The organism is Epibacterium sp. Ofav1-8 (assembly GCF_022348185.1).
Taxonomy (GTDB): Bacteria; Pseudomonadota; Alphaproteobacteria; order Rhodobacterales; family Rhodobacteraceae; genus Epibacterium.
Genome location: NZ_JAKRFD010000007.1, coordinates 113,928 through 131,034 on the forward strand (window position 1 = coordinate 113,928; position 17,107 = coordinate 131,034).

Genomic DNA, 17,107 nt, shown 5'->3' on the forward strand with positions numbered 1-17,107 from the left:
GGCAAAAGATTGCAGGCGGCTCAAAGGGTGAGCCGCCTATACAAAAGAACAGGGTGTAGATGATGAATTAACGGGCACTGTAATGCTGCAATGCGGCGCGCGTGCCCCGGTCCCAGACCATCCGGAGCCAATCGGCAAAGCAGGCCGCGAACCGGTCATTCCGCGACAGGTCCCCGTAGAGCCCGGGCTGTGCCAGCCACGCCCGAGGATCCTGGCGTGCCGCCTGAGCGTTCAGGGCGAGCGTCTCCCACCGCGGATCATTGGGCGAAATGTCGCTGCCGTCTTCGCGGGTGCCGGCGCACATGCGCGCCCACAGCGCCTCGACCAGAGCGATCCCGCTGATCGAACCACCGGCATCGAGCGCATCACGCAGCACTGGCAGGATAAATCCGGTGTGGCGCGACGATCCGTCAAACGCCACCCGGCGGGTGGTGTCGTGGATCGCAGCGTTGGAAAACCGCGCGGCAATCAGGGTTACGTAATCCGTCGGCGTGATCTCCGGCACCGGATGTACATAGGGGGCGATTTCCTCGGACTGGACCTTGTGAAAAAGCGCGGCGATGTCGGGATCCCTCATACAGTCCGCAATGGTTGCACAGGACAGCAGTTCGCCCGCATTGGCGATAACCTGATGGCCCGCGTTCAGAATGCGGATCTTCATGGTTTCATAGGCGTGCACCGCATCGGTGAAGGTCGCACCCACCGCATCCCAATCGGGGCGGCCCGCGCAGAAATCATCCTCGATCACCCACTGGCGGTAGGGCTCATGCGTGACCGGCGCCGTGTCGGCAACACCCATCGCAGCAGCGCGGGCGATTTCGGCCGGGCCGGTCGCCGGCACGATGCAATCCACCATGGAATTGGGAAAGCTGCACTGCGCGTCGATCCAGTCGGCCAGGTCGGCGTTGATCGCGCGGGCAAGGCCAAGCACGGTCTGACGGGTGATGTCCCCGTTGCCTTGCAGGTTGTCGCAGCTCTGCACGGTGAAGGGGCCGTGGCCCGCCGCGCGCCGTTGGCCAAGCGCAGCGACGATCGCGCCAAAGGCGGTACGCGGCGTGGCCGGGTTGGCGATGTCATGCTGGATATCCGTGTGGCCAAGATCAAAACCGCCGGCGTCGGGCTCCTGATAATAGCCGCCTTCGGTCACGGTCAGGGCGACAATGCGGATCTCGGGGCGGGCCATGGCGGCGATCAGCGCGCCGTTGCCATCCTCGATCGGCAGGTAGTCGATCATCGAGCCCACAATCTCCGCCGAGGTGGCGTCGGGCGACAGTTCGATCAGCGTGGTCAGGCAATCCTGCGCCAGCAGGCGGTCGCGCATGGCGGCGTCATAGGGGCGCACGCCGGCACCCAGGATCGCCCAGTCATGGGCCGCCCCCTGCTGCATGAGCCGATGCAGGTACCAGCTCTGATGGGCGCGGTGAAAATTGCCGAGCCCGATGTGGACGATGCCGGGTGTCAGGGCCGTGCGGTCGTAGGTGGGGCGGGCGATGGCCTCGGGGAGGGAGGCCAGCGTTGCATTCGAAAGAGACAGGGCGTTCATTAGCTCATCCAGTTCCCACCGTCGACATTATAGGTCTGGGCCACCACGTAATCGGCGTCCTGACTGGCCAGAAAGATAGCCATGCCGGTCAGATCGTCTGCGGTGCCCATGCGGCCGAAGGGAACGGCGGCGCCGACCTCTTGCTTCTTCTGACCGGGGGCCTTGTTTTCATATTTGGCAAAGAAGGCATCGACGCCGTCCCAATGTTCGCCGTCCACCACGCCGGGGGCGATGGCGTTCACGTTGATGCCGTGCTGGATCAGGTTCAGCCCCGCCGATTGCGTCAGGCTGATGATCGCCGCCTTGGAGGCGCAATAGACCGCCACCAGCGGCTCTCCCCTGCGCCCGGCCTGGCTGGCCATATTGATGATCTTGCCGCCGCCGCCCCGGGCGATCATGTGTTTTGCCACCGCCTTCATCATGAACAGTGTGCCGGACACATTGATATCGAAGGTACGGGCAAAATCCGCGCGGGTGATCTCGATCAGGGGGGCAGCGGTGAAGATCGCCGCGTTGTTGACCAGAATGTCGATGCGCCCCAGCGCCTCCGTCGTCCGCGCGATACAGGCGTCGATGCTCTCCTGCCGGGTCACGTCAAGCTCTACCGCAACGGCCTTGTCGCCAAGCTCGGCGGCGGTCTCGCGGGCACGCGCGGTGTCGATATCGGCGATGGCGACCTCGGCGCCCTCGCGGAGGTAGGCCTCGGCAAAGGCGCGACCGATGCCACGCGCCGCGCCGGTGATCAGGGCTTTCTTGCCATTCAGCCTCATTGCGCGATCCTCAGACCCTGGGCGTCGAAACGATGGATCACGTCACTGCGCGGGGTCAGGCTGACCCGGTCACCGTGGCGAAAGCCCACTTCGCCATCGGCCCGCACGGTGATGGTTTCGGCCAGGCCCGTGTCGTGGATGTGAAAGAACGTGTCCGATCCCAGGTGCTCGGACACCGAGACCACACCGGACCAGGGCCCGTCCCCATCGCTGATGGAGATATGTTCGGGACGCACGCCGATGGTGTCGGCATCGTGTTTCGCCGCCTCGGGGCCGGTGATGAAGTTCATCTTGGGCGAGCCGATGAAGCCTGCGACAAAGAGGTTGCGCGGGCTGTGATAAAGCTCCAGCGGGCTGCCGACCTGTTCGATGTGACCGGCACGCAGCACCACGATCTTGTCGGCCATCGTCATCGCCTCCACCTGATCATGGGTCACGTAGATCATGGTGGTCTTAAGCCGCTCGTGCAGTTCGGAGATCTCCAGCCGCATGCCGACACGCAGTGCCGCATCGAGGTTGGAAAGCGGCTCGTCAAACAGGAACGCCGCAGGTTCGCGCACAATGGCACGGCCAATGGCGACGCGCTGGCGCTGACCACCCGAAAGCTGACCGGGTTTGCGTTCCAGATAGTCGGTGAGATTGAGCGCCTTGGCCGCGGACTCGATCCGGCGGTTCTGTTCGGCTTCGTCGATGCCTGCCATTTTCATCGGAAAGGCGATGTTCTTGCGCACCGACATATGCGGATAGAGCGCATAGGATTGAAACACCATGGCAAGGCCGCGTTTGGCGGGCGGCGTCATGGTGGCATCCTGACCGTCGATGCGGATCTGGCCGGAGGACACGTCCTCAAGCCCCGCAATCAGCCGCAGAAGCGTGGATTTACCGCAGCCCGAGGGGCCGACGAAAACTGTGAATTCGCCGTCTTCGATGGTCAGGTCCAGCGGCGGGATGACCTCTGTTGCACCAAAGCTCTTGGTGACTTTGTCGAGTGTAATACGTCCCATAGTTCGTCGTCCTTATTTCACAGCGCCAAAGGTCAGGCCGCGCACAAGTTGTTTCTGGCTGAACCAGCCAAGGATCAGGATCGGCGCGATGGCCATGGTGGAGGCCGCGCTGAGTTTTGCGTAAAACAGGCCCTCGGGGCTGGAGTAGCTGGCGATAAAGGCCGTAAGAGGCGCGGCTTTGGCGGCTGTCAGGTTCAGCGTCCAGAAGGCCTCGTTCCACGCGAGGATGATGTTCAACAACAGCGTGGAGGCGATGCCGGGGATCGCCATCGGCGTCAGCACATAGAGGATTTCTTCTTTGAGGCCTGCGCCATCCATCCGCGCCGCTTCGAGAATTTCGCCGGGGATTTCCTTGAAATAGGTGTAGAGCATCCAGACGATGATCGGCAGGTTGCACAGCATCAGCACGATGATGAGGCCGGTGCGGCTGTCGAGCATTCCGAGGCGGATGAAGATCAGATAGATCGGGTAGAGCACACCCACCGCAGGCAGCATCTTGGTCGAGAGCATCCACAGCAGGATATCCTTGGTGCGTTTGGAGGGCACAAAGGCCATCGACCACGCCGCCGGGATTGCGATGATGATGCCCAGCACGGTGGAGCCGCCCGCAATCGCGATCGAATTCCACAGAAAGCGCATGTAGTCGGAGCGCTCCTGCACCACGGCGTAGTTTTCCAGCGTCCAGTCAAAGAAGAAGAACAGCGGCGGGTCGTTGATCGCCTGCGCCTCGGTCTTGAAGGAGGTCAGGATGGTCCAGAGGATCGGGAAGAAGATCAAAAGACCAACCGCCCATGCGGCGACGGTGTTGATCGCCTTGCGTTGTTGGGTCACGGAACGTGCCATATCGGTGGTCCTCCCTTACGCGTCGAGGTTCTTGCCGACGATGCGCATCAGGAATGCGGCAACGACATTGGCAAGGATGATGGCATAGACACCGCCGGCAGAGCCGAGGCCGACGTTCTGGCTTTCCAGGACACGCTGGAAGATCAGATAGGTCAGGGTGCGGGTGCCAAAGGAGCCCTGGGTGGTCACAAAGATCTCGGCAAAGATCGACAACAGGAAGATCGTCTGGATCAGAACCACAACGGTGATCGCCCGGCCAAGGTGGGGCAGGATGATATAGCCAAAGCGGGCGAGGGGGCTTGCGCCATCCATCTCTGCCGCCTCAAGCTGCTCGCTGTCGAGCGACTGGATCGCGGTCAGCAGGATCAGGGTCGCAAAGGGCAGCCACTGCCAGCTGACGATCAGGATGATCGACTGCATCGACGCCTCGGAGAGCCAGGAGATCGGTTCCGCGCCGAAGAATGTCCAAAGATGCGCAAAGAGCCCGTTCACGGGGTCCATGAACATGTTCTTCCAGACCAGTGCCGACACGGTTGGCATCACGAAAAAGGGTGCAATTACAAGGATCCGCACGATCCCCTGTCCCCACATCGGCTGGTCCAGTAGCAGCGCCAGCAACACGCCAAAGACGACGGTGATGGCCAGAACGCCGCCGACGATCACAAGCGTCGCCTGCACGCTGGGCCAGAAGGCAGAGGACGAGACAAAACGAACGTAATTGTCAAAGCCGACCCAACCCAGATCGCCGCCCCGCAGGGGGAGATACTTCTTGAACGAGAAAACAAGGGTCATTGTCAGCGGAACGAGCATCCAGCCGAGCAGCAGGATGACGGCCGGGGCCATCATGATGCGCGCGGCAGAGCGGGAATGCTGGGTTGCCATGGGGGACTCCTCATCAGACAGGCGGCACCCGTCCGAAGACTGCGATAGAGAAAAAAAGGGCCAGGGTTCGCGGGGTGCGAAAGCCCTGGCCGAGGAGGAGTGACGTTAGTAGCCTGCGGCTTCCATTTCGTCGGTGGTGAGGGCCTGTGCTTTTTCAAGCGCCTCATCCACGGTTTGCTGACCGGCCAGCGCGGCAGAGAATTCCTGACCGACCTGCGTGCCGATGCCCGCAAATTCCGGGATCGCCACAAATTGCACGCCGGTATAGGGGACCGGGTCCACAGAGGGGTTGGTCGGGTCAGCGGCGTTGATCGAGTTCAGGGTCATCTCGGCAAAGGGTGCTGCGTCGAGATACTTCTGGTTCTCATAGAGCGAGGTGCGGGTGCCCGGAGGCACGTTGGCCCAGCCTTCCTTGGAGGCGACCAGCTCGGTGTAGCCCTTGGAGGTCGCCCATTCGATAAAGGTCTTGGCCTCATCGGTGGCGTCGGATCCGGCCGGAACCGCCAGCGTCCAGGCCCAGAGCCAGTTTCCGCGTTTGCCCAGGCCGTTGTCCGGTGCCAGTGCAAAACCGACCTTGTCGGCCACGGTGGAATCATTTGGGTTGGTCACAAAGGATGCCGCAACTGTAGCGTCGATCCACATGCCGCATTTGCCCTGCTGGAACAGCGACAGGTTTTCATTGAACCCGTTGGTGGACGCGCCCGGAGGGCCGTAGTTCGTCATCAGGTCCATGTAGAAATCGAGGGTCGCCTTCCACGGCTCGGAGTCGAACTGCGGGGTCCAGTTCTCGTCGAACCACTTGGCGCCAAAGGAGTTGGACATGGCGGTCAGGAAGGCCATGTTCTCGCCCCAGCCGGCCTTGCCGCGCAGGCAGATGCCGTAGATGCCTTCGGCCTCGTCGGTCATCCCGGCGGCGGCTTCCCTGATGAACTCCCACGTGGGGGCTTCGGGCATCTCGAGGCCCGCTTTTTCCATCAGGTCGGTGCGGTACATCACCATGGAGCTTTCGCCGTAGAACGGTGCCGCATACAGCTCGCCGTCAACGGTCAGACCACCGCGGATCGCGGGCAGGATGTCGTCGGCGTCCCAGTCCGATGGCATGTCGTTGAGCGAGACCAGCCAGTCATTCTTGGCCCAGATCGGAACCTCATAGGTGCCGATGGTCATCACATCGAACTGACCGCCCTTGGAGGCGATGTCCTGGGTGACACGTTGACGGAGCACGTTTTCCTCAAGCGTGACCCATTCCAGTTTGATATCGGGGTGTTGTGCGGTGAAATCGTCAGCCAGACCCTGCATGCGGATCATGTCGCCGTTGTTGACGGTGGCGATGGTCACCGTGGTTTCGGCCTGAACGGCGCCAGCCGCCATGACTGCAAGTGCAGATGCCGCACAAAGTGCGTTTCTCAGGTACATCCGTTTCCTCCCTAGTGTCTGGATGTTGTGCAGATACGGTAGGGGGAAGGTCCGGGTTTCGTCAATGAAATTTTTACGCGCGTAAAAATTAAGCGGTGAGGTCGATTTCTCAACAGCTTAGCGGCATGACTATGCTGAGCTGCGTTGGATCAGAGTACCGGAGAACAGGGTCGTGATCCGCGTTTCGGCCCGCTCGCCCGATTCGATCAGGTTCAGAATCGCCTCGACGCTGCGGGTCGCGATGGCGGCGTAATCCTGCGCGACGGTGGTCAGCGGCGGGCAGGTGAAACGTGCGTAGGGGTGGTCGTCGTGCCCGGCCACACGAAGCGCGCTGCCGTTGCCACGCCCGACCCGAAGCCCGCATTCATAAGCGGCCGCCAGGAAACCGATGGCCAGGCGGTCATTGGAGCAGAGCACGGTGTTGGTGCCCAGCTCGCGCCCTTGTATGGCCTGCAACCCGCCCTGATACCCGATGTCCTCAAAGTTCCAGGTGTCGCCAGCCACCTGCACCAGCTGTGGCGTCTCGCCGAGGCGTTCCATCGTTTCGACATATGTGTTGCGCCGTTTGTAGGCGTTTGGGTTCGTAGGGGTCCGCATCTCGAAGAACACCGGCGGCTCTCCGGTGTCGCACAGGTATTTCACCATCATTCCAACGCTCTGCGGATTGTCCAAGCCAAAAAAGGCCTCGCCGAGGTCCCCAATGGAGTTGTCAAAGAGAACGGTCGGAACATCGGCGCAAAAGCGTTCGATCGCCTCCGCGTCAGAGGTGCGGCCCAGCGGTGCCAGCAGCACACCCGCCGGGCGGATCGAGCGCAGCGACTCCAGGTTGTCGTTTTCCTGTTCGGTTTCGCCGTGCGAACTGAGCAGGATCGGGCGGAAGCCCCCCGCGATGACCAGATTCTCGATCACGCGGGCGATTTCGGCAAAAAACGGATCAGCGAGGAATGGCACCACAATGCCGATGTTCTTGGTCAGTCGGCGGTTCTGGTTCATGGCGTAGATGTTCGGACGGTAGTCGTGCTTTTCCAGCGCCGCCTCGATCTTTTTGCGCGTGGAGGGACGCACACTGTCGGGATCATTGAAGTACTTCGACAGGGTTGGGCGGGAAATGCCGCTGACCGTGGCGAATTCTTCCATATTGCGGATTTTGGACTCCGACATGACATCATCTCCCGCTGGACGCCGCACTTCTTTCGGGCAATTTTGTGCTGTATGCCCGTTTAAAGTGCCGACAAATATTTACGGGCGCAAACTTAAGTTGCGCATCTAGTATAAGGTGATGTCCCTTTCCTGCAAAAAGCGCAAGCCGCGCGTGACCCCGGAGGGTCAGGCGGTGCCGCTGCGCGTATCGGCGCCCGCCTCTGCGTCGTCTTCGTCTGCGGGGGGCGTTGCGACCTCTTCCCATGTGGCGGGGGCGTCCGCGCTCATGGGGGCGTCGATCTGGAAACGCGCTGTCACCTGGGTCAGCGTGTTGGCCTCGCTCTGCAGCAGCTGGCTGGCGGCCGAGGCCTCTTCGGCCATGGCGGTGTTCTGCTGGGTCACGGCGTCAAGCTCGCGCATGGCGCTGTTGATATCCTCGAGCCCCTGAGACTGGTGCTGGACACCGCCGGCGATCTCGGACACCAGGTCGCTCACATCCGTGACCTGCTGAATGATGCTGGTCAGGGCGTGGCCGGCGCGATCCACCATCGAGACCCCGTTGGCCACATGTTCTTCGCTGGCCGTGGTGAGGGCCTTGATCTCGCCTGCGGCTTCCGACGCGCGGCGCGCCAGATTGCGGACCTCGGAGGCCACAACCGCGAATCCCGCACCGGCAGATCCGGCCCGGGCGGCCTCCACCCCGGCGTTCAGTGCCAAGAGGTTGGTCTGAAAGGCAATATCGTCGATCATGTTGATGATCTTGGAGATCTCGGCAGAGGCCTGCTGGATCTGGTCCATGGCCGCAACGGCAGAGCGGACGACCTCGTTGCTCTGTTCCGCTTCGCGCCGGGTGCCGCGCATGGTGGTATCGACCTCGGTGGCCTTTTCCGCCGTGTCGCGCAGGCGCTTGGTCAGATCCTGCATTGCGGTTGCGGTCTTTTCCAGCGTCGCGCCCTGGCTTTCCGTGCGTTCTGCCATCTCATTGGCGGCGGCGCGCTGCTCCTGCGAGAACCGGTCCACGTGCTGCGCTGCCTCGACCACCTCCCGTAGGGAGTGGCGCAGGTTCTGCAGGCTGCGATTGTAGTTTTCCCGCAGGGTTTCATAATGGGCGGCAAAGGGACGCTGGATTTCACAGACAAGATTGCCGTCTTGCAGGTCCGACAGGGCCTGGCTCATTTCCTCGACAACAAAGTCGGTCTCCTGCCGGGCTTCGATCTCGCGCGCGCTGGCCTCGTCCGCCGATTTGAGCTTGTCCCGGAAGGTATCCAGGCTGCGGGCCAGATCCCCGAACTCATCGCCGCGTCGCAGGCCGGTGATGTCGACGTCATAATCCTCACTCGCTAGCGCGTTGGTGACGTCCCGCAGGCTGTGGATCGGCCGTGTGACCCGATTGGCAGCCGCCCAGGACACGCCAATGGACACCACGATCGAGGCACCAATCAGTGTCAGCACCAGGGTGCGGATGCGATTCACCATGGCAAAGGCGGTTTCCGCATCGGTCTCCATGACCAGGGACCAGTCAAACCCCTCGAGTTCCATGGGGATGACCACCGCAGTCGCATGCTCGCCGGAGGCGGTGATGACATCTTCGAACTGTCCGGCGGTTCCGGCGCGCGCAGCGGCGATATGCGGTGCGTCGGGCAGGGGGGCCAGCATCTCGAAGGCGTCCGGAACCACGCTTGGGCTGCGGGCGACGCCATCCGGACTGACCAGGAAAATATTCTCATGCCCGCGATCACTGAGGTTTGCGGTGAGTGCGGCTTGCACCATATCGGTGGCGATCCGAACCGCAATCACACCAACCGATGCCCCGCGTTTGTTCAGAACGGGCGAGGCCAGGAAGGCATCGCTGCTGCCCACCGGGCTGTAGGGTTCAAAATCTGCGGCCACCACGGTGCCGGGGTCGGCGTCCAGGGCCGCGGCCGCCACCCGGGCCAGCGCGCTTCCTGACAGCACGTCCCCCGTGATCTCTTCGGCAAAATCAGCCTGCTTGCGGGTCGAATAGACCACAAGCCCGGCGGGCGTGATCAGATAGATATCGGCATAGCCATTCAGCTCGGCGGTTTGCACAAAGGTCGGGTGATAGGTCACATGGGATTGCGTGTAATAGGAGCCATCGCCCGGATCGACCAGATCTGCCCGCTGCTCAATGGCATTGGGGTTGTCGGCAACATAGTGCTGCTTGAGGAAGCCGATCGGGTCGTCATCCTCGATCATGCCGATCACACGTTCGAAGTTGTTCATGGCCCGGAATGTCGTCGGCTGGGCGGCAAGGTTGGCGACATCCCGTTGCGCCGCGCCAATGCTGAAGGCCAGGGCCTGGGCCCCCGCTTGCGCCTTGGAGGCCTGCGCCGTTGCGACATTCTCGCGAATGCTGCGATCTGCCAGTGTGTAGATCAGAAAAGAGACCGTGATCACAAAGGCGACCGTCAGCGCCACCATCAACAAGGGCAGTTTCAGCTTCAGTGACACGGTTGAGAATTTAGGCACCACGTTGGGGTCTCCTTCGTAAAAGGCAGCGCACGACGCAACTATTAATGCCGGAAAAACGCTAATTTTGTGTTCGCAGAGCGTTTTGTATATATTTCAGCTGCTTATGGAGATTTGACGGAATGTCGGATGGGGCGACGTGCCATTTTGCGACAGGCAGACCTGGGCGGGGGGGGGCACGCAAGCCGGTGGCGATCACGAACAGCGGTGCCACACAGCGAGAGCAGCGCTTTATGCCAGCTTTGCTCGATGCAATGCGATCAGCGATACCGTAGCAGCGGGCCTGATGCTCAGGTCGATTCAGATCGAGGATGCACAGCCATAGCACTGTCGGCGCCGCTGCGCCTCTGTCGTACCATCTGTCTGGTAAGGTATATCCGGGAAGGGTGGTAGCGGAGGAGGGACTTGAACCCCCGACACGCGGATTATGATTCCGCTGCTCTAACCAACTGAGCTACTCCGCCGCTCGCTGTGTGGAGGCGATTTACGGAATGCCGCCGAGAGGGTCAAGGGCGAAATCAGCCAGAACCGGATTTTTGCAGGTTTTTTTTATTGCCGCTGTGTTTTGTTCATATTTTACAAAAGGATGGCTATGGGGCTGCGCGCAGTTGTTCTGTTGGTGGCAAGGGGTCTGCGGCCTCCAGATCACTCAGGTCCGGGCGGTCGAGCCGATCAAGGAGGGCAAAGACCTTCTGGCGGCAGGCCTCTCCGGCCCAATCGGCAGGATGAAAGCGCGGGGGCAGGCAGGGGTGGCGCAGGGCGATGCGGCGCCAGCGGTGTACGATCAGGGTGCGCAGGCAGGCGCGGCGCAGGGGGTCCAGCTCCGGCGGCTGGCCGAGCGGTGCAAGCGCCGCGTTCAGCGCCGCGCAGCTGCGGCGCAGGGGGGCAGGGAACAGGTCATCCTGAAGCCAGGCGGGCACCTGCGCAATGTCGGCCCGTACCACAAGCATGTCCGACGGGGACGCGGTGTCGGCGCCGGAAGCAAGGCCAACCTGCCGATTGACCCGGATCAGGTGGTCGGGCGAGGTTTCCGAGAGGTGGTCCAGATGCTCCAGCCCTTCGGAGGTGCCGGCCACCAGAAGGTGCCAGTCCTTTGCGCTGCAGGGGGTGCGTGCATAGATGCGCGGCGTGACGCGGGCGGATTGGGCGCGACCATGCGGTGTCAACGCATGGCGAGACCCGCGGCCCTTGCGCTCGCTGTCGGTCCAGCCATCCTTGCGCAAGCGGTGCAGGGCGACGCGGATGGCCTCAGGCTTGATGCCGAGCGGGGTGATCACCCGGGTCAGCGCGGCGCTGCTGATACCGGCGTCTTCATCCTGCGCCATGTCACCGAGAAAGGAGATGATGATGGACCAGACCCTCTGGCCCTGCGGCTCTGCAAGCGCCGACAGCGCAGTGGAAAACCAGTCATGTGCGTCCAATGTCATGGGATTACGATAGGGGCTGGCGCGGTGCAGCACCAGCCCCATCACAACATGGTGGCCTCACATGCGGGCGGGTGCGCTCAGAACGCAACCATCGTCAGCAGCTCATATTCCGCCACCAGTTCGTCGTCCTGATTGGTGAGCGTCACGTGCCAGCGGATCTCGCCATATTCCTCGTTGCGCGGGGTCTTGGCCTTGACGGTGAGGCGCACCTTGATGCTGTCGCCGGGGACCACCGGTTTCATGAAGCGCAGGTTGTCGAGGCCGGTGTTGGCCAGAACCGGACCCTCGTCCGGCTGCACGAACATGCCCGCCGCAAAGGACAACAAGAGATAACCATGTGCGACGCGGCCCGGGAAGAACGGGTTCCGTTCGGCGGCGGCGTCATCCATGTGGGCATAGAACGTATCACCCGTGAACTGCGCAAAATGGGCGATGTCGTCGCTGGTCACGGTGCGCGGTGCGGTGTGCAGCGTCTCGCCAATGGCCAAGTCGCCAAAGCGCCGGGTGAAGGGATGCGCCGGGCCGGTGGTCTCTGGGCTGCCGGGCACCCATTTACCGGTAATGGCCGACAGGATCTCGGGCGAGCCCTGCACCGCGGTGCGTTGCATGTAGTGTTTCACCGCACGCACACCGCCCAGTTCCTCACCACCGCCGGCGCGACCGGGGCCACCATGCACCATATGGGGCAGGGGAGAGCCGTGGCCGGTGGATTCCTTCATGGAGGTGGCGTTGTTGATATAGACCCGCCCATGGAAGGCCGCGATATTCAGTGTCACCTCACGCGCCACCGCCGGGTCGGCAGTGATGAGCGAGGCCACGAGGGAGCCTTGGCCGCGATTGGCCAGTTCAGCGGCATGCGCAAGGTCGCGATAGCCCATCACGGTGGAAACGGGGCCAAAGGCTTCGGTGTCGTGCACGTGGTGCGCGGCGTCTGGGTCCGCGCAATGAAACAGCATCGGCGGCACAAAAGCACCCTTGTCCCTGTCGGCGCCCTCAACGGTGAAGTCGTCGGGGTCGCCAAAGACGCGGGTGGCTTCGGTTGCGATCTTGGCGGCTTGCTCCAGCACATCACGTTTCTGCGCGGCCGAGACCAGCGCGCCCATGCGGGTGCTGTCGGCGCGCGGGTCGCCAATGGTGATTTTTGCCAGCGCGGTGCTTAGTCCCTCGATAACCGCGTCAACCTGTGCATCGGGCACGATGATGCGACGGATGGCGGTACATTTCTGTCCCGCCTTGGTGGTCATTTCGCGCTGCACTTCCTTGAGAAAAAGGTCGAATTCCGCGCTGCCGGGCGCCGCGTCAGGGCCGAGGATCGACGCATTGAGGCTGTCTTGTTCCGCCACGAACCGCACGGAGTTTTCTACGATTGCAGGCGTTTGGCGCAGCTTTAGCGCGGTGGCGGCAGAGCCGGTAAAGCTCACCACATCCTGACAGGTCAGCCGGTCCAGCATGTCGCCAATGCCACCGCTTACCAATTGTAGCGCGCCCTCGGGCAGAAGGCCGCTGTCCAGCATCAGGCGCACGGCGGCCTCGGTGACGTAGCAGGTGGCGGTTGCGGGTTTTACAATGGCCGGAACACCGGCGAGCAGGGTGGGGGCGAGCTTTTCCAGCATGCCCCAGACCGGGAAGTTAAAGGCGTTGATATGCACCGCAACACCGGGCAGCGAGGTGCAGATGTGCTGGCCCATAAAGCTGCCGTGGCGCGACAGTTGCTCGACCGCGCCGTCTGCATAGACCGTGCTGTCGGGCATCTCGCGCCGCCCCTTGGAGGCAAAGACAAACACCGTGCCGATGCCGCCGTCCACGTCAATCAGATGATCCTTCTGCGTCGCGCCAGTGTCAAAGCTCAGGTCATACAGGTCCTGTTTGTGGGCGTCCAAATGCTGCGCCAGTGCCTTGAGCATGCGGGCGCGGTCATGGAAGGTCATGGCGCGCAGGGCGGGGCCGCCTGTATCGCGGGCATAATCGAGCATCGCTTGCACATCGAGCGTGGCGTTGCCTGCGCGGGCGATCACCTCTCCGGTGATGGCTGAGGCAATCTCGCGTGCGCTGTTGTCCGGTGCGATCCATTCTCCGGCGGCAAAGCTCGCCACATCTTTCGGGCACATGTCTCGGGTCTCCCTGAAGTCTGTTGTGCAACGCGCCTGCGCCCGGTTTCGGGGCGGCCCATTTTCCTGATCAGATATATTGACCGTCCGGTCGGTTTATGCAAGTCTTTTCCCAATCGGGCGCTGGATCGCCCGCCGCTGCGAGGGGAGGCATCATGGAACAGAGCATTCTGACACAGGATCACGGGACGTGGTGCGAGATCACGCTGAACCGGCCGGATCGGCTCAATGCGTTTACCGACGAGATGCATCTGGCCCTGCGTGCCGCACTGGAAGAGGCGCGCGATTCTGGCAAGCGGGCGCTCTTGCTGACGGGCGCGGGGCGCGGTTTTTGCGCGGGGCAGGATCTGTCGGCGCGTAACCCGGATGCGGCGAGTGATCCGGTGGATCTGGGCTACACGGTGCGCACGTTTTATGCGCCGCTGGTGAACCTGATCCGCGCGTTGGAGTTTCCGGTGGTCTGCGCGGTGAATGGCGTGGCGGCAGGGGCGGGGGCAAACCTGTCGCTGGCCGCAGACATCGTGCTGGCAGCGCAGAGCGCGAAGTTTATCCAGTCCTTTGCCAAGGTCGGGCTGATCCCCGACACCGCTGGCAGCTATCACCTGCCGCGCCTGCTGGGCGAGGCCCGCGCCAAGGCGCTGGCGCTGACCGGAGAGCCTCTGAGCGCCGAACAGGCCGCCGACTGGGGGCTGATCTGGAAATGCGTCGCCGATGATGTGCTGATGACCGAGGCACGCGCCCTGACGGCCAAACTCGCGGATGGACCAACGCTGGGGCTGAGCCTGACCAAATCGCTGATCCAGACCTCGGGGGCCTATACGCTGGCCGAGCAGCTGGAGCGCGAGGCGGATGCCATGAAAACCTGTGGCGAGAGCGCGGATTACGCCGAAGGCGTGCGGGCATTTCTTGAAAAGCGCCAGCCGGTGTTTCGGGGGGAATAAGCCATGACCATGACCGCAAAGACCCGCGCCGAGAAATCCGCCGCCGCCATGTGGGCCGACGATCAGGCGTCCAAATGGGCCGGTATGGGCATCGAACGTGTCGACGAGGGCAGTGCTGCGCTGGCCCTGACCGTCGAGGCGCATCACTGTAACGGCCATGGGATCTGCCATGGCGGTGTGATTTTCATGCTTGCCGACAGCGCCTTTGCCTTTGCCTGTAACAGCCGCAATCAGGCGACGGTGGCGCAGCACAATATGATCAGCTTTATCGCGCCGGGGCGCAAAGGCGACCGGCTGCTGGCTGAGGCCCGCGAGGTCTCGCTCACCGGGCGCAGCGGTCTCTATGACGTGAGCGTCAAAAATCAGGACGGACAGCTGATCGCAGAAATGCGCGGCTGCTCGCGCGCCATCAAAGGGCATCTGTTTGAGGAAACCGATGCGCCTTTGCCCCGCGATTAAGCGGCACCAGGACTATCCCGCGACGGAGGACGCCAATGATAGATTTGACACCCAACCGGTCAGACCTTGACCCGATCGAGATCGCGTCCATCGACGAGATCCGCAGCCTGCAACTGGAGCGCCTGAAATGGTCGCTGCGCCACGCCTATGACAATGTGGCGATGTACAAGGCGCGGTTCGATGCGGCCGGGGTACACCCGGACGATTTGCAAGAGCTGTCGGATCTGGCAAAGTTTCCCTTCACCACCAAGGGCGATCTGCGCGATGCCTATCCTTTTGGCATGTTTGCCGTCCCGCGCGAGCAGATCCTCCGGGTGCATGCGTCTTCCGGCACCACGGGCAAGCCCACGGTGGTGGGATACACGCAAAAGGACATCGACACCTGGGCGGACCTTCTGGCGCGATCCTTGCGTGCGTCCGGGCTGCGGCGCGGCGATATGGTGCATAACGCCTATGGCTATGGGCTCTTTACTGGCGGGCTTGGTGCGCATTACGGCATTGAGCGCCTCGGCGCGACGGTGGTGCCGATGTCAGGCGGCCAGACCGAAAAGCAAGTGACGCTGATCGAGGATTTCCGCCCCGACGGCATTATGGTGACGCCGTCCTACATGCTGAACATCCTCGAGCAATATCACCGCATGGGGATCGACCCGCGCAGCTCTTCGCTGAAGGTTGGCGTCTTTGGCGCGGAACCCTGGACCGATGCGATGCGCCGCGAGGTCGAGGCGGCCTTTGATATGCATGCGGTCGATATCTACGGCCTCTCGGAAATCATGGGGCCGGGTGTTGCCAATGAATGTGTGGAGACCAAGGACGGGCCGGTCATCTGGGAGGATCATTTCCTGCCGGAAATCATTGATCCCGAAACCGGCGCGGTGCTGCCCGATGGCGAGTTGGGCGAGCTGGTCTTTACCACGCTCACCAAGGAAGGCCTGCCGATGGTGCGCTACCGCACCCGCGACCTGACCCGCCTGCTGCCGGGCACGGCGCGCTCGATGCGGCGGATGGCCAAGATCACCGGGCGGTCTGATGACATGATCATCCTGCGCGGCGTCAACGTCTTCCCTAGCCAGATCGAAGAACAGATGCTGACGGTGGAGGCGCTCGCGCCCTACTACCAGATCGAGCTTTACAGCAAGGGCCGCATGGACGCGATGCGCATCCATGTTGAGGTCTTGCCAGCGGCCACCGCGCCTGAACAGCGCGAGGCTTGCACCAAGCAGTTGGCCAAGCGGATCAAGGATATCGTTGGCATCTCGGCAGAGATTTCGGTAGGCGAGCCCGGCAGTGTCGAACGCTCGCAGGGCAAGGCGCGCCGCGTCGTCGACAATCGCGAGAAAGGATAGGCGCCCTTGGCCCGGACCATTGCCAAAGACCACGACCAGAAGCGCGCGCTGATCCTGTCGGCCTCGGCGCGGCTGTTTGCCGAAGAAGGCTATGACCGGGCCTCGATGACCCAGATCGCGCGCGCCTGCGGGATCTCCAAGGCCAATATCTACCACTATTACGAGGGCAAGGACGCGCTGCTGTTCGACCTGTTGGACAGCTACCTGCGCAGGCTGCGGGATCGGGTCTGTCAGATGGATCTGAGCGATCTGGACCCGGTAGCGCGGCTGAGACGTATCCTGACAGAGGTGCTCTTGGCTTATGAGGGCGCGGATCACGAGCACAAGGTGCAGCTCAACGCGATCTCAGCCCTGCCGGACCCACAACAGGAGCATCTGCGCGCCTATCAGCGTGAAATGGTGAAATTCATGAGCGCCGCCATCCGCGACGCCGCGCCCGAGACGCTTGGTGCCGACAAAGGCAAGCTGCGCGCGGTCACCATGTCCGTGTTTGGCATGTTGAACTGGCATTACATGTGGAATGCCGATGCCGACACCGAAGACCGCAAAGGCTATGCCGATCTGGTCGCGCGCCTGACGCTGGAAGGGGTTGCGGGGCTTTAGGCTGCCGGCGATGTACATCGGCAAGAGCTTGCTTGCGCCATGGCTCTTCTGGCCAAAAGCTTGGGAACATTCCGCGCCGCCCTACGTTTAGTCAAGGACGATTAACCATCACCGGGGTGGGGTTGAGGCGTATGT

Annotated in this window: 14 protein-coding genes and 1 tRNA gene; 4 read left to right on the plus strand and 11 right to left on the minus strand. The window is 62.4% G+C overall.

All coding sequences use genetic code 11. The features are described 5' to 3' along the window. Nucleotides 1-67: 67 nt before the first annotated feature. The 11 genes from MHM97_RS12895 to paaZ form a co-directional block, all read right to left on the minus strand. The gene (locus tag MHM97_RS12895) at nt 68-1,543 is read right to left on the minus strand and encodes a mannitol dehydrogenase family protein (protein WP_239322762.1); all 1,476 of its coding nucleotides are present in this window, start codon (nt 1,541-1,543) and stop codon (nt 68-70) included. Then, complete coding sequence (locus MHM97_RS12900; RefSeq protein ID WP_239322763.1) at nt 1,543-2,313, minus strand: L-iditol 2-dehydrogenase; 771 nt, start codon at nt 2,311-2,313, stop codon at nt 1,543-1,545. The genes MHM97_RS12895 and MHM97_RS12900 overlap by 1 nt, the downstream gene beginning before the upstream one ends. After that, complete coding sequence (locus tag MHM97_RS12905) at nt 2,310-3,317, minus strand: ABC transporter ATP-binding protein (RefSeq protein WP_239322764.1); 1,008 nt, start codon at nt 3,315-3,317, stop codon at nt 2,310-2,312. The genes MHM97_RS12900 and MHM97_RS12905 overlap by 4 nt, the downstream gene beginning before the upstream one ends. A gap of 12 nt (nt 3,318-3,329) precedes the next feature. Then, nucleotides 3,330-4,160 (minus strand): carbohydrate ABC transporter permease, encoded by an 831-nt coding sequence (locus MHM97_RS12910; RefSeq protein ID WP_009176252.1) that lies wholly within the window; start codon nt 4,158-4,160, stop codon nt 3,330-3,332. Between the two features lie 15 nt (nt 4,161-4,175). Next, a complete protein-coding gene (locus tag MHM97_RS12915) occupies nt 4,176-5,042 on the minus strand; it encodes a carbohydrate ABC transporter permease (protein ID WP_239322765.1) in 867 nt (288 codons plus the stop codon). A gap of 105 nt (nt 5,043-5,147) precedes the next feature. After that, nucleotides 5,148-6,458: an ABC transporter substrate-binding protein gene (locus tag MHM97_RS12920; RefSeq protein ID WP_239322766.1), complete on the minus strand. Its 1,311-nt coding sequence runs from the start codon at nt 6,456-6,458 to the stop codon at nt 5,148-5,150. Between the two features lie 129 nt (nt 6,459-6,587). Beyond that, the gene (locus tag MHM97_RS12925; RefSeq protein ID WP_239322767.1) at nt 6,588-7,619 is read right to left on the minus strand and encodes a LacI family DNA-binding transcriptional regulator; all 1,032 of its coding nucleotides are present in this window, start codon (nt 7,617-7,619) and stop codon (nt 6,588-6,590) included. A gap of 165 nt (nt 7,620-7,784) precedes the next feature. Continuing rightward, the gene (locus MHM97_RS12930; protein WP_255729693.1) at nt 7,785-10,040 is read right to left on the minus strand and encodes a methyl-accepting chemotaxis protein; all 2,256 of its coding nucleotides are present in this window, start codon (nt 10,038-10,040) and stop codon (nt 7,785-7,787) included. 435 nt (nt 10,041-10,475) lie between these two features. Then, nucleotides 10,476-10,552 (minus strand) — tRNA-Met (locus MHM97_RS12935). A gap of 126 nt (nt 10,553-10,678) precedes the next feature. Continuing rightward, nucleotides 10,679-11,515, minus strand: a complete 837-nt coding sequence (locus tag MHM97_RS12940; protein ID WP_239322769.1) for a PaaX family transcriptional regulator C-terminal domain-containing protein — start codon at nt 11,513-11,515, stop codon at nt 10,679-10,681. A 77-nt stretch (nt 11,516-11,592) separates the two neighbouring features. Then, nucleotides 11,593-13,623, minus strand: a complete 2,031-nt coding sequence (paaZ, locus tag MHM97_RS12945; protein WP_239322770.1) for a phenylacetic acid degradation bifunctional protein PaaZ — start codon at nt 13,621-13,623, stop codon at nt 11,593-11,595. Between the two features lie 155 nt (nt 13,624-13,778). Here paaZ and paaG point away from each other — a divergent pair, with 155 nt between their 5' ends. From paaG to MHM97_RS12965, 4 genes are read left to right on the plus strand one after another with little or no spacing between them, the layout of a single operon-like run. Further along, a complete protein-coding gene (gene paaG, locus MHM97_RS12950) occupies nt 13,779-14,564 on the plus strand; it encodes a 2-(1,2-epoxy-1,2-dihydrophenyl)acetyl-CoA isomerase PaaG (RefSeq protein WP_239322771.1) in 786 nt (261 codons plus the stop codon). 9 nt (nt 14,565-14,573) lie between these two features. Beyond that, nucleotides 14,574-15,023: a hydroxyphenylacetyl-CoA thioesterase PaaI gene (gene paaI, locus MHM97_RS12955; protein ID WP_239322887.1), complete on the plus strand. Its 450-nt coding sequence runs from the start codon at nt 14,574-14,576 to the stop codon at nt 15,021-15,023. Between the two features lie 35 nt (nt 15,024-15,058). Next, the gene (gene paaK, locus MHM97_RS12960; RefSeq protein WP_065324797.1) at nt 15,059-16,369 is read left to right on the plus strand and encodes a phenylacetate--CoA ligase PaaK; all 1,311 of its coding nucleotides are present in this window, start codon (nt 15,059-15,061) and stop codon (nt 16,367-16,369) included. A gap of 6 nt (nt 16,370-16,375) precedes the next feature. After that, nucleotides 16,376-16,972, plus strand: a complete 597-nt coding sequence (locus MHM97_RS12965) for a TetR/AcrR family transcriptional regulator (protein WP_239322772.1) — start codon at nt 16,376-16,378, stop codon at nt 16,970-16,972. Nucleotides 16,973-17,107 lie beyond the last annotated feature (135 nt).